Origin of the sequence: Butyrivibrio fibrisolvens, from assembly GCF_023206215.1 — a bacterium.
Taxonomy (GTDB): Bacteria; Bacillota; Clostridia; order Lachnospirales; family Lachnospiraceae; genus Butyrivibrio; species Butyrivibrio fibrisolvens_C.
This window is the reverse complement of sequence record NZ_CP065800.1, coordinates 794,782-807,871: the sequence shown is the minus strand read 5'-3', so window position 1 is coordinate 807,871 and position 13,090 is coordinate 794,782. Positions and strand designations below refer to the sequence as shown.

The following is a 13,090-nucleotide window of genomic DNA, read 5'->3' as shown; positions in this document are numbered from 1 at the left end:
CTATAGGTTTGTACATTATTATGTTCCAATTTACACCACAAGTTACATATATTCCAAAATTCACCAGTTCTTTAATATGTATTTATGTACGTAAGTGTTGAAGCGCTTGTTTCGTACTGGTTTCCAACCTGACAATAATAATAACTATCAGCTATCTTGGTTGTTTTTTTGGTATCTGCTCCGTAGTAGTATAAGGCTTCATCTTTGCAGTAGACAGCACCTTTTCCGGTTATGGATATGTCTTCTACCATTGTATCCAGTCGCTTTAAGGATTTATCTTCATCATTTCTAACATACAGATCGTATATACTGGAGTTTCCATCGCTTTCCAGCAGATCTACGACAAAATAGTATAAATTATCATCTATATAAGGTGTTGCTTTGAAATACAGGCTTTCATCCTTTGGGACATCGCGCAGTATCAGGCGGTCCCCTTCTTGTGATGAAAGATACATATTTCTGGTCTTCTGACCTGAAACATAGAATAGATACCTTTTTGCATATATACCGGATATGGAAGCGTTGTAAGCTAGAAGTTCATAGTCTGTGATTTCTTTACCGTATTCTATATCACACATATAGACGCAGCTTATACCGTTATCATCAAGGGCCTGGATCATTAGCTTGCCTCTTTGCAGAGCTTCCTGTATCTCTATAACTTCTCCAAAAGGAGATTTGTATATTTCTGAGGATCCAGTGTTATAATACTGAGTCTTGTCTTCTTCCTCATCATCAGGTTCATAGTAGTCAAAAAAAGTTACATATTCGGAATAAATATCTACATTTTCTGTCTCTCCGATGTCTGTTACAACACCGTTATCATAGGAGTACAGATGAAAGGTATAATCGTCAGTATGTTCACCTTTGGTTGCATAAGCGATATGTGTTATGTCATCTGTGATCGTTGTTGATACCAGATCAGTGACGTCTTCTGCAAGCTTTTCTGTCTTGATGCCTTCAGGTGTTATATCGCACATATACATATCTGCGCCTTCAGTCAGATAATTTTCGCCTTTTAGATATACCAATTTGTCATCTTTTCCTGTAGGGATCATAGCAACATCATCATCTATAAGTCGGAGTTTTTTGGTAGCAGTATCGTAATGGTATATCTCGTAGGTTGCGCCCATATATAAACCTGTTGATAATGTCACATTTTTAAGATTTCCTCGCTGTACTGTGATAAGATGAGAGCTTTCTGTGTTATAGAAGGTGTTGATGACGAGTATATCCTTACCATCCATAAGATATTCGTTACCATTATCTGAATAGATGTATATTTCATCACTTAAGGTGTCGTACAAAATAGAGTTGTCATCACCTGATGTTGTAAAGTATCCTTTTACTTCTTTGGATATAAGTGTAGATCTTTTTTTATTTTCATCAGGATCATTAGTTATATCTTTGGTGGCTATAGAGTACAAAGATCCGCAGATTGTAGTCTTCTTCTGTTCAAGGTCTGTTATGTAATATATCCTTGTAGTATCCGGGTTAAAAATAGACAGATAATAGAATTCGCAGTCTTTAACCAGCGCTTCATCCACTGTTGCCAGTTTAAGAGAAGGAGCATCATCCGTTACATCGGTATCTACATAGATAACACCTTTCTCGCAATAGGTTATACCATTTATATATTCTGGTATCGATTCATCTACTGTTTTATCCTTGGATATATAGTATCTGTAACCTATGATCCCTGCTACTAATGCTATTACTAATATCACTGATATAGCAAAGATTACTTTTGTTTTTTTATTACCGGATTCTGTATTACCGGTATCATTGATACCGGAATCTTTGATCTTGGTGACGTTAACCGGCGCCTCTTTTTCATCTACTGCTTCTGATCTACCATAGCTAAAAGGTACATTTTCAAATGTATTGTAATAAGTTGTGTTGTCTTCCTTATGTCTTATGAGTACCGGCTGACCACAGTAAGGGCAGAATTTAATGTTATCCGGTATATCTTTCTGGCAGTTAGTACATTGCATTTTAAACTTAACCTCATGTTGCGAGCAAAGAAAGAGGCTAATGGTTTTTAAGTTTGAAAATGGAACACTTTCAAACTTTATGCCTCACATTCCTTGTAAAATAAATTGTAAGCTTCTTTTATTTGCCTGTATTTGGCGTTTGAAGCATGCATAGTATAATATTTATTTTCAGTTTCCAGTATAATATCAAGAGTTTGTTCGTTGAAACCTCTTATCATACTCTTATTAACAAGTGCATCTCGTCTGCACCTGAATAGTATTGTACTATAAATCTTTTCCAATTCAGATAGGCTTATTTTACAGGGGTAGATTCCTCTTATGGTCTTTATCCATTGTATCTTTTTACCTGCAATGTTTTCAGATTCTATACTAATTATATCTTGTCCATTAATGAATGAGATTGTATCAGCATCAGATTTGATCCTAATGCATTTCTTCTGTTCCTGTAGTTCATCCGGTTGATTACGGTCAAGATAATCTTTAATATTATAAAGAGCCTCTCCTATCTGGGTGATGGTTCTTGTTTTTTCTTCATCTACATCGCCTGTTGTGATAAGCTCTTCCGGAAAAAGGCCGGGTCTGAAAAATAAGTTCTGATCAATTTTGGAATATGCACATAATAGGATCGGAAGATTTATATATTGTCTTTTTATAGCTGAATAAATATCTATATCACTTTCGTCCTGCATATGGAAGCAACAAAAATCAACCCTGTAATCTATTGATTCAAGGTTATCTTTTACGCTTCTTAGACTATCACATACTTCAAGCTTATATGTAGAATTATATCTGAATCTTATATATGGTAAAGCTATCTTTTCTAAAAAATTTATTAGCCTTTTATCACGATCGTACAGAAGAAATTTTTTACCCCTCATAACTTTCCCCCTAAAGTTACATATTCCTGTTTTACTGTTTTAATCATGATTTTGAATAATAATATGATGAATAAGGTAGGCCCAAGATGTATATATCTTTTGTCATATTGGTGTATTCAAAAACACTTAAAGAGCACAATATACGTTTTAAATACTTACTATTAGCCTTATGCTACCTGATAATTTGCGAATAAATTTAGAAAAACCAGATGATAGAAATGAAAATTATGACAGATAGAACTTTATGAATGTGTATATAAAAGTATTGCTAAATGTTCGGGAGGGGATTCGAACCCCCGACCTTCCGCTTAGGAGGCGGACGCTCTATCCAGCTGAGCTACCCAAACGTAGGAGTGCCTTCATTTGTAAAAGGCACTTTATCAATTTAACACAATAATAGAATTTTTTCAATCTATTATTTTTTTCTGGGAAAATAATATGCCCCTGTAACCATATGTTGCCTTTAAATCTTCGACCTACAGCAGGTTCTCCCAAAAGATCTTTCCTGTTTATAGCTATGTCTATGTCGATGTCAGAACATTTTACAGACAGTATGTATACAGGTTCTTTGGTATAGGTGTTTATAGTAAGCCTGTAATCAGTTATCTCACCCATCATTGAATACTGATCACATTCTACGCCGTAAGGCATAAAATAGTTGTCAACAAGAGTGTATACATCCTCTTTGAGGATTTTATCGGAGATAGTTGTATAGATGTTCATATCATCCAGAGTCAGCGATTCAATCGCATTCTCATCTCCATTTCTTGCTGAGCTTACAAGTTTTGTTCTTGCTTGTCTTTTCTTTTTAAGCAGTCTTTTCTGATTAGGAGTCTTGGCAATAGGGAGCATTATAGTTCCCTGTGTAGACAGTGCAGAAAGTGCTACGGATGTTCCGGTTGTTTTCTTCTGTCCGTTTTCAGATATCTTAAGATAATCCATCATATTCTGAAGATAGAATATCATAGTGATACCAACTCTTGGATCATCGCATACTCCTGCATAAGAATCTGTAGCAGCATGCTGTTCGACTGTTATGTCTTCTGACGATGAGATGCTTTCACTTTTTATATAAGGATAATAGTATTCATATATAAAGTGATTTCCACTCTTAAATTGGCCATAAACGACCACTCCCAGTCCCGGCGCGAATTCTTTGGTGAACTGTGCAAACACTTCGTCATCTTCATTTTTTATATATTCTCGCTCGTCTGCATGCTGGACGCAGTATTCCAGTAGCTTTTCGAGCGCGCCCCGGCCCTGCAAACCTGCAAGGCCGACAGCTCTCATAAATTTATGCATTATTTCTCCGGAATAAGTACTTCTTTTCCGCCCATGTATGGTCTTAAAGCTACAGGAATCTTAACTGATCCGTCAGCCTGAAGGTTGTTCTCAAGGAATGCGATAAGCATTCTAGGCGGAGCTACTACTGTGTTGTTTAGTGTATGTGCAAAATAGTTTCCATCTTTGCCCTTGATTCTGATCTTAAGACGTCTAGCCTGTGCATCTCCAAGGTTAGAGCAGCTACCAACTTCGAAGTATTTCTTCTGACGTGGTGACCATGCTTCTACATCGCAGCTCTTAACTTTAAGATCTGCAAGATCTCCTGAACAGCATTCAAGTGTTCTTACAGGAATATCAAGTGAACGGAAGAGATCTACTGTGTTCTTCCAGAGCTTGTTATACCAGGTCCATGCATCTTCAGGTTTGCAGACTACGATCATCTCCTGCTTCTCGAACTGATGGATTCTGTATACGCCTCTTTCCTCGATACCATGAGCACCTTTTTCCTTACGGAAACAAGGTGAATAAGAAGTAAGTGTATATGGCATCTCATCTTCAGGAAGAAGCTGATCGATGAACTTACCGATCATTGAGTGCTCAGATGTTCCGATGAGGTATAAGTCTTCACCTTCGATCTTGTACATCATGGCATCCATTTCAGGGAAGCTCATAACGCCTGATACAACATTGCCGTGGATCATGTACGGAGGTATTACATATGTGAATCCTCTGTCGATCATGAAGTCTCTTGCATATGCAAGAACAGCTGAGTGAAGTCTTGCGATATCACCCATGAGATAATAGAAACCATTACCTGCTACTCTTCTGGCAGCATCAAGATCGATTCCGTTGAATCTCTCCATTATATCTGTGTGATATGGAACTTCGAAATCCGGAACAACAGGCTCACCAAATTTCTCTATCTCTACGTTACATGAATCATCTTTACCGATCGGAACAGAAGGATCGATGATGTTAGGGATCTGGTACATGATATTAAGGATTTCTTCATCTACCTGCTTCTGCTTTTCTTCAAGCTGGGAAAGTCTCTCGGCATTCTTGGTAACCTGCTCCTTGACCTTTTCAGCTTCCTCTTTTTTACCTTCCTTCATAAGAGCACCAATCTGCTTGGAGATTGTATTTCTGCTGGCTCTAAGGTCATCAGATTCCTGCTTGATAGCGCGGCTTTCCTTATCAAGTTCAATAACTTTATCAACAAGTTCTATTTTCTGGTCCTGGAATTTCTTTTTGATGTTTTCCTTTACTACATCTGGGTTTTCTCTTAAAAATTTGATATCGATCATGACTGTCTCCGTTTCATTATAAAAAATAAAATTACAAATCCGTTTAAAAATATGTTATCTGCTCATAACAGCGTTTTCAAGGGCTTTTCTTTCTTCTATACCAAGTTCTATGTCACTTCTTCCATTCTTTATGACCTTGGTATATGAATAACAGCCTTCGTTGCCATGCACTGAGTTTATTATATATCCATTATCTTCTTCGTCAAGAAGTGCAAGCGCATAAGACAGCTGCCCGCCCATCTGATTGAGGGCGTCGTATTTGACGATTCCTACTTTCTGGAAGCAGTGTCTCATTCTCTTGTTAAGATCGATTATGTCATTTTTGTTCTTGTCAGATGCTGCTTTCATATACTGATTGTCTTCAAAAAGCTCTACAATCTGATCTTCTAAGCTTTCTGCATCTCTTCCTGACATGAACTTTGAGATCCTTCTCTTTAAGACTGATACTTCACGGCCTTGTCTAATAGTGCATATAAGTAAGATCACTACTAATAAAAGAAGAACTGCTATAGCTATTACATATATTCCGGGATCTATATTTGAAAGTCCCATATAATTTAATATATTACTGTTCATTTGCTTTTCCTTCTTTTGGTATTATTGGTCATACAATGTTTTATATAAGAAGCATACGTGTTATCTTTTCAAGATCGTCGTTGTTATAAAACTCAATCTCTATCTTGCCACCGCCATTGTTTCCCTTTGGTGTTATTGCAACCTTGGTTCCGGTCTTTTCTTTACACCTTTTTTCAAGATCTCTGTAGATATTCTCAAGGTTCTTGTCTATAACTACAGGTTGTTTTGGTGCCGGTTTTTCTTTGCCAAGATCTTTGACAAGTTTTTCAGCCTGACGTACACTGAGCTTTTCGTCAAATATCTTCTCTGCAAGCTCGAGCTGGAGCTTTTTGTCTTCTACTGATATAAGAGCTCTTGCATGTCCGCTTGTGAGTTTACCATCTATTATCATCTGCTGGACTTCATCTGAAAGTTTTAGAAGTCTCATAGAGTTTGTGATCGCAACTCTGGATTTGGAGACTCTTTCTGCTACTTCATCCTGCTTGAGATTGAATTCTGTGATGAGTCTGTGGAATGCCTTAGCTTCTTCAATTGGATTAAGGTTTTCTCTCTGGATGTTCTCAATCAGCTGTATCTCTACAATCTGCTGATCTGTAAGGTCATTCCTGATTACTACAGGAACTTCCTTGATACCTGCTGCTCTGGCTGCACGCCAACGTCTTTCACCTGCAATTATCTCAAAATGGTCATCCCTGTTTCTTACAAGCAATGGTTCAAGGATTCCGACCTGTTTTATTGATTCTGCAAGTTCCTGAAGAGCATCCTCATCGAACTGTTTTCTTGGCTGGTCGTGATTGGGCTCAACTTTTGTGATCTTGATCAGTTTTTTTGATTCATCGCTTTCTAATGCTTTTTCTTCTTTGACAAGTACAGTAGCTTTCTTTACTTCTTTTTTGGATTCTCCTGCCGGTATCAGACTGTCCAGACCTCTTCCAAGTCCTCGCTTTGTTTTAACTGCCATGTTTTCCTCCGTTCCTATCCTTTACCCTTGTTTAGCCTTCATTAGCAATTACTTCTTCTGCTAGTAATTTATAAGCTTCTGCTCCTGCAGATTTTGGTTCATATAAATTAATTGGAAGTCCGTAGCTTGGAGCCTCTGCAAGTCTTATATTTCTTGGAATTATTGTCTTGAATACATTTTCATCAATGTGATCTTTGACATTTTCTACTACCTGTAATGAAAGGTTTGTTCTGGCATCGAACATAGTGAATACAACGCCTTCCATTTCAAGCCTTGGATTAAGTCTTTCTTTTACAAGGTTGACTGTATGTACTAGCTGGCTCAGTCCTTCGAGTGCATAATATTCACACTGTATAGGCACCAGAACTTTATCAGCTGTTGTCATCGCATTAACAGTCAGCATGCTAAGTGATGGAGGACAGTCGATGATTATGAAGTCATAATTATCTTTGACCTTGTCTATCTCGTTTTTGAGGATATATTCCTTCTTATCTATGTCTATAAGCTCAATCTCTGCTGCTGACAGATTGATGTTAGAAGGTATTATGTCGATTCCCGGAAGATCCTCTACTATATCGTGTCTGATACATTCTGTTACAGAACATTCTCCTATCATAAGATGATAGATAGTTCTGTCTATTTCATTTTTGTCTAAACCGAATCCGCTTGTTGTATTGCCCTGGGGGTCTGCATCGATTACGAGAATTTTCTTGTTTTCTTCAGCAAGAGCTGCTGATAGATTGATAGAAGTTGTTGTTTTACCAACTCCTCCCTTTTGGTTCGCTACCGCTATGATTCTTCCCATATATCTCCCATTTCTGCGCCGATATTATGATTATGATTCCAAAATTCACGTATTATTTTGAGAATATTCCAATTTAAAACATGTTCCTGAATGAATCGAGAGTATTACTTACAATATTAGATTCCTGTTTTATTTTGGATTCCACTCTCACACTTGAATCAGCGGCGGATACGTCACTGATTCATTGAAAAACGTCATTTAACGTTAAAAAACAATCGCAAACGGCGCCTGCGATCATTTTGTTTGGATATGGTTTATGTCCTCTTTAAAACAAACATTACCAGTATCTTTGGTATTTACACTTTGTCTGAGTATAAAAGGTTGATCATTTAATGAATCAGTGGCCTTTTCATATACTCAGATTTTTTATGGGTGTTATTTGGAATTATTAGATTCCAATTTTTTCTTAATGACTTTATTGTCATTTTTTGAGCTTTTTCACCCATTTTTTACTGCTTTTACCTTGTTTCACGTTGTAATTAAACGTTATTTAACTATGTTTCACGGAAGATTATACTAAATATTGATTATTTTGTTTCACGTGAAACAAAGTTTTGTGCTTTTTTGGAATAACACAACTGTATTTTGGAATGTTTCACGTGAAACAAAGGTATAAATTTTTGCTTCACGTGTTTAACACTTATTTATTATAGTGGTTGTTTTGAAGGTAGTCCAGCTTTTCGGGGGTATAATTTTGGAGTTGTTTTTGATTTGTTAATTATTACAATAGATCTTTCTATATCAGAACCAGGTAAGAATGTATTATTGACAGAGCTTATAGTACCGCCAAGAGTTTTTATGGCTTTTTTAGACAACTCTATTTCTTCATTAATTTTGTTACTTTTATATGCAACAAAATGACCACCTACTTTTACATAAGGAAGTATATATTCAGAAAGAGTTGACATATTAGCAACTGCTCTTGCTGTTCCAATATCAAATTTTTCACGTAGAACACCGTTCTTGGAATTAGAATAATCTTCTGCTCTTCCATGAACAGTTTCTATAGATCCGCCATCTTCATTAAGGCCAAGTTCATTAATAACTTCATTGAGGAAGTTAAGTCTCTTATTGAGTGAGTCAAGAAGGGTAACTTTAAGATGAGGGAATGCTATCTTAAGAGGTATACCTGGGAATCCGGCACCTGTTCCAACATCTATTAAAGACAGTTCCTTCTTATTAAAATCAAAATATGGTACTGCCATAAGTGAATCAACAAAATGAAGCTGACATACATCATTGAACTCAGTAATAGCAGTCAGGTTCATTACTTCATTCCACTTAACAAGCAGATTATAATACTTGTCAAATTGTTCTATCTGATGATCAGTTAATTCAATATTTATAGATTTAAGATCACTGATCATCTTACTATAATTGTTCATAGTTAACCTCATGTCGCGAGCAAAGGAAGTGACACGAGGCTTAAATTGATGGAGCTCGCGACATCAATTTAGGGTTGAAAATGGAACATTTTCAACCTTACCTCATATTTTAAAAATGCCTTGCATTTACTTCTTATATACAGAATCAATATATACAAGTAGTACTGATACATCGGCTGGATTAACTCCGCTTATCCTACTGGCCTGTCCTATATTGATTGGCTTGAACTTCTTGAGTTTCTGTCTTGCTTCTATTCTAAGACTTGATACCTTATCATAATCAATATCAGCAGGAATGAGTTTGTTCTCAAGTTTCTTAAAGGCAGCAATCTGCGATTCCTGTCTTGTGATATATCCTTCGTATCTTATATTGATCTCAACCTGCTCTGTAACATCTTTGGTAAGCTGAGGTCTTTCAGGATCAATTTCACATAAAACATCATATGAAAGTTCAGGTCTGCAGATAAGTTCTGCAAGAGTGCATGCTGTCTTTAGAGTTGATGAATCATGCTCTGTCATAAACTTCTGTATATTGGCAGAGGCTCCTACTCTCGTATTTTTTAACCTTTGTATTTCACTTTCTATCTGCTGTTCTTTTAGAAGCAGATGATCATACTGCTCTTTGGTTATAAGACCTGCTTCGTAACCCTTTTTTCTAAGGCGAAGATCTGCATTGTCCTGTCTTAGGAACAGTCTGTACTCGGCACGTGATGTCATCATCCTGTAGGGTTCAAGATTGTCCTTGGTAACAAGATCATCCACAAGTACTCCTATATATCCTTCGCTTCTATCGATAGTTATATATGGCTTACCTGTTAGCTGTCTAGCTACATTGATACCTGCATAAAGGCCCTGGGCAGCGGCTTCTTCATAACCAGAGCTTCCATTGAACTGACCGGCGCTAAAACATCCTCTAATAGTTCTGATCTCAAGTACAGGAGAAAGCTGACCGGATGCAAGGCAGTCATATTCTATTGCATATGCATTCTTTACAATCTTACAATTCTCAAGACCAGGAACAGATCTGTACATCTGAAGCTGTACATCTTCAGGCATAGAAGAAGACATACCATCAACATATACTTCATTAGTGAAGGTTCCTTCCGGCTCTATAAATACCTGATGTCTGTCATGATCAGGGAACTTGACGACTTTATCTTCGATAGAAGGACAATATCTGGGTCCTATTCCTTCTATAACACCTGAATACATAGGAGATCTTCCAATATTCTCACGGATGATCCTATGTGTTTCTTCATTAGTATATGTAAGCCAGCATGAAACCTGAGGCTTCTGCACATCTTTAGGATCTGTTGAGAAGGAAAAAGGAACTACAGGATCATCACCAAACTGCTCTGTCATTTTGGAATAGTCAATGGTATTACCGTCCATTCTGGCAGGTGTTCCGGTTTTAAATCTTCTAAGTTCAATTCCGGCATTTATTAATGAAGCAGACAGATTGTTGGATGGCTGCATTCCATTTGGTCCTGTATAAGTAATGCTTTCACCACACAAGCATCTTGCTTTTAGATATGTTCCGGTACAAAGAATAACAGCTTTACAGTTATATATACCACCTGTAGCGATCTTAACACCTGTGATCCTATATTTATATCCTTCATGAGAAAGATTGGTTCCAAATTCATCCGTAGTATCTGAAGTGACTTCTTCAGTAATAAGTTCTACTACTTCAGTCTGTTTGATAGTAAGATGCTCCTGAGCCTCAAGCTTTTTCTTCATAAGAAGAGAATACTGAAGTTTGTCAGCCTGAGCACGAAGAGAATGTACGGCTGGTCCTTTGGATACATTGAGCATCTTGGACTGAAGGAAGGTTTTATCTATATTCTTGCCCATCTCACCGCCGAGTGCATCTATCTCTCTAACAAGATGTCCCTTGGATGATCCACCTATGTGTGGATTACAGGGCATAAAAGCAATATTGTCGGCACTAACAGTAAATACAACTGTTTCAAGCCCAAGACGTGCACAGGCAAGAGCTGCCTCACATCCGGCATGTCCGGCACCTATTACACATACATCAACATTATCAAAGTTAGAATTAATCATGTTCATACCTATAATATATTAAAATTCAAACTTCCCAACTTTTTGAAAAGTTTATATAATATTAGTTAAAATATTTTAATTATATTGATTATATATAAATAATCATATGAGGCAGGTTCTCAAAATCCCTATGCCTCTTACGTCATTATATGAAGTAGATGTCAAAAGTCCCTTTGTTCTTACAACATTATATGTAGTAAGTGATAAAAGATTATTTACCCTTAAGTTATCATATGAAATGAGTGCCAAAAGTTCATTTGCCACTTATGTCTTCACTTTATTTACCCATACAGAATTTGGAGAATATCTCTTCTACAAGGTCATCTCCTACTTCTTCACCTATTATGAGTCCAAGGCTTTCATATGCATCATGAAGATCTATGGTGTAGAAATCTTCACTAAGTCCCTGCTCTACAGAGTTTTTTACAAGGCATAGAGATCTGTAGGCTTTTTCAAGGAGATTCTTGTGACGAAGGTTCGTAACATAGATCTCATCTTCAGGGACAAGCTTACCATTGAAGAAAAGGTCACTTATCGCATTTTTAAGTTCATCAATTCCATTTCCAAGTATCATTGATGTGGTGATGACAGGGACATCAGATGATACACCTACAGTTTCTAAAAGCTTAGAGATATTATCTTTGGTTATTATGATCTCATCCTCTTTATCAGTCTTATTAAGAAGGACTATTATCTTTTTATCTTTGACAGAGTTAAGGATCTCTATATCTTCATCATTGATCTGTGAAGTAGAATCGATCATATATAAGATAAGCTCAGCTTCTCTTGCATATTTTCTTGCTTTCTCAACACCGATTGCTTCGATCTTATCAGCAGAATCTCTGATGCCGGCTGTATCAATTACATGTAGGAGTATATTGCCAAGCTTAACATCATGCTCTATTACATCTCTTGTGGTACCGGCGATATCAGTAACTATTGCAGTCTCCTCTCCTGTCAGGACATTAAGAAGAGATGATTTGCCGCTATTGGGCTTACCGATTATAACTGTGCTAAGACCGGTAGCTCTAACTCGGCCTTCATCGGCGCTTTTTATAAGCTTATCGCAATTTCGTATAATTTTGTCGCATATTGGCATGATCCGATCTTTATATCCTGTAAGATCATAATTCTCCGGATCATCCAGAGCAGATTCTATATAAGCCATCTCGTATATTATCTTGGAACGCATATCTTCGATAATATTACGCATGTCTCCTCTAAGCTGCTTCTCAGAATTGTTAAGAGCAAATTCTGACTTGGCTTCTATTATATCCATTACAGCTTCTGCTCTTGTAAGGTCTATACGTCCATTTAGAAAAGCTCTTTTTGTAAACTCTCCGGGTTCTGCAAGTCTGCATATGTTCTCATCAGATATAAGTTCATGGAGGATCTTCTGCATTACCATAGTTCCGCCATGAGTATTTACTTCAACCACATCTTCTTTGGTATAAGAATGTGGTGCTCTCATAACTGATACCATAACTTCATCTATAAGATCACCCTTAGTATCACAAAAATATCCAAAACGTATAGTACCGCTTTGGTGCGACTGTAAGTCAAATTCATGTTTTGCATTTTGATAAAAATGTGATACAGCTTCTATTGCTCTGGTACCACTAACTCTTATTATGCCAATTCCGGCATCACTGGCAGCGGTGGCTATAGCAGCAATGGTATCGTCATTTGAATGAATCATATGTACCTCTAAATCAATATCTACTGACTCTTGAATAAAAAACAAAAATGTATAAAATAGGCCAATTAAAAACCACAAAATACACCCCACTTATAAAAGCGGGGTGTATCAAAAAGTCTGAGTTATCTTCTATTTCATAT

The 13,090-nt window shown here is 36.9% G+C and carries 10 protein-coding genes and 1 tRNA gene; all 11 read right to left on the bottom strand.

Annotation, left to right across the window (positions count from 1 at the left end):
* Nucleotides 1–71: 71 nt before the first annotated feature.
* A complete protein-coding gene (locus I7804_RS03285) occupies nucleotides 72–1,991 on the bottom strand; it encodes a zinc-ribbon domain-containing protein (RefSeq protein WP_248404930.1) in 1,920 nt (639 codons plus the stop codon).
* A 77-nt stretch (nucleotides 1,992–2,068) separates the two neighbouring features.
* Nucleotides 2,069–2,869, bottom strand: a complete 801-nt coding sequence (locus I7804_RS03280) for a LytTR family DNA-binding domain-containing protein (RefSeq protein WP_248404928.1) — start codon at nucleotides 2,867–2,869, stop codon at nucleotides 2,069–2,071.
* Nucleotides 2,870–3,142: 273 nt separating this feature from the next.
* Nucleotides 3,143–3,216 (bottom strand) — tRNA-Arg (locus I7804_RS03275).
* Nucleotides 3,194–4,171 carry a DUF3881 family protein gene (locus I7804_RS03270; protein WP_248404926.1) on the bottom strand — a complete coding sequence of 326 codons (978 nt, stop codon included), beginning with the start codon at nucleotides 4,169–4,171 and terminating at the stop codon, nucleotides 3,194–3,196. The genes I7804_RS03275 and I7804_RS03270 overlap by 23 nt, the downstream gene beginning before the upstream one ends.
* Nucleotides 4,171–5,457: a serine--tRNA ligase gene (serS, locus tag I7804_RS03265; RefSeq protein WP_248404924.1), complete on the bottom strand. Its 1,287-nt coding sequence runs from the start codon at nucleotides 5,455–5,457 to the stop codon at nucleotides 4,171–4,173. The genes I7804_RS03270 and serS overlap by 1 nt, the downstream gene beginning before the upstream one ends.
* A 54-nt stretch (nucleotides 5,458–5,511) precedes the next feature.
* Nucleotides 5,512–6,033, bottom strand: a complete 522-nt coding sequence (locus I7804_RS03260; protein WP_248404923.1) for a DUF4446 family protein — start codon at nucleotides 6,031–6,033, stop codon at nucleotides 5,512–5,514.
* A gap of 40 nt (nucleotides 6,034–6,073) precedes the next feature.
* The gene (locus I7804_RS03255; protein WP_092045941.1) at nucleotides 6,074–6,994 is read right to left on the bottom strand and encodes a ParB/RepB/Spo0J family partition protein; all 921 of its coding nucleotides are present in this window, start codon (nucleotides 6,992–6,994) and stop codon (nucleotides 6,074–6,076) included.
* A gap of 31 nt (nucleotides 6,995–7,025) precedes the next feature.
* Complete coding sequence (locus tag I7804_RS03250) at nucleotides 7,026–7,799, bottom strand: ParA family protein (protein WP_022753307.1); 774 nt, start codon at nucleotides 7,797–7,799, stop codon at nucleotides 7,026–7,028.
* Between the two features lie 647 nt (nucleotides 7,800–8,446).
* Nucleotides 8,447–9,184: a 16S rRNA (guanine(527)-N(7))-methyltransferase RsmG gene (gene rsmG / locus I7804_RS03245; protein ID WP_248404922.1), complete on the bottom strand. Its 738-nt coding sequence runs from the start codon at nucleotides 9,182–9,184 to the stop codon at nucleotides 8,447–8,449.
* Between the two features lie 126 nt (nucleotides 9,185–9,310).
* Nucleotides 9,311–11,257: a tRNA uridine-5-carboxymethylaminomethyl(34) synthesis enzyme MnmG gene (mnmG, locus tag I7804_RS03240; RefSeq protein WP_282570475.1), complete on the bottom strand. Its 1,947-nt coding sequence runs from the start codon at nucleotides 11,255–11,257 to the stop codon at nucleotides 9,311–9,313.
* Between the two features lie 271 nt (nucleotides 11,258–11,528).
* Complete coding sequence (mnmE, locus tag I7804_RS03235; RefSeq protein ID WP_248404921.1) at nucleotides 11,529–12,950, bottom strand: tRNA uridine-5-carboxymethylaminomethyl(34) synthesis GTPase MnmE; 1,422 nt, start codon at nucleotides 12,948–12,950, stop codon at nucleotides 11,529–11,531.
* Between the last annotated feature and the right edge of the window lie 140 nt (nucleotides 12,951–13,090).

What these genes read in the sequence shown, in the direction of transcription:
- rsmG (WP_248404922.1), bottom strand. Translation starts at nt 9,184, where the DNA reads ATGAACAATTATAGTAAGATGATCAGTGATCTTAAATCTATAAATATT.
- I7804_RS03270 (WP_248404926.1), bottom strand. Translation starts at nt 4,171, where the DNA reads ATGCATAAATTTATGAGAGCTGTCGGCCTTGCAGGTTTGCAGGGCCGG.
- I7804_RS03285 (WP_248404930.1), bottom strand. Translation starts at nt 1,991, where the DNA reads ATGCAATGTACTAACTGCCAGAAAGATATACCGGATAACATTAAATTC.
- I7804_RS03255 (WP_092045941.1), bottom strand. Translation starts at nt 6,994, where the DNA reads ATGGCAGTTAAAACAAAGCGAGGACTTGGAAGAGGTCTGGACAGTCTG.
- mnmE (WP_248404921.1), bottom strand. Translation starts at nt 12,950, where the DNA reads ATGATTCATTCAAATGACGATACCATTGCTGCTATAGCCACCGCTGCC.
- mnmG (WP_282570475.1), bottom strand. Translation starts at nt 11,257, where the DNA reads ATGAACATGATTAATTCTAACTTTGATAATGTTGATGTATGTGTAATA.
- I7804_RS03250 (WP_022753307.1), bottom strand. Translation starts at nt 7,799, where the DNA reads ATGGGAAGAATCATAGCGGTAGCGAACCAAAAGGGAGGAGTTGGTAAA.
- I7804_RS03260 (WP_248404923.1), bottom strand. Translation starts at nt 6,033, where the DNA reads ATGAACAGTAATATATTAAATTATATGGGACTTTCAAATATAGATCCC.
- I7804_RS03280 (WP_248404928.1), bottom strand. Translation starts at nt 2,869, where the DNA reads ATGAGGGGTAAAAAATTTCTTCTGTACGATCGTGATAAAAGGCTAATA.
- serS (WP_248404924.1), bottom strand. Translation starts at nt 5,457, where the DNA reads ATGATCGATATCAAATTTTTAAGAGAAAACCCAGATGTAGTAAAGGAA.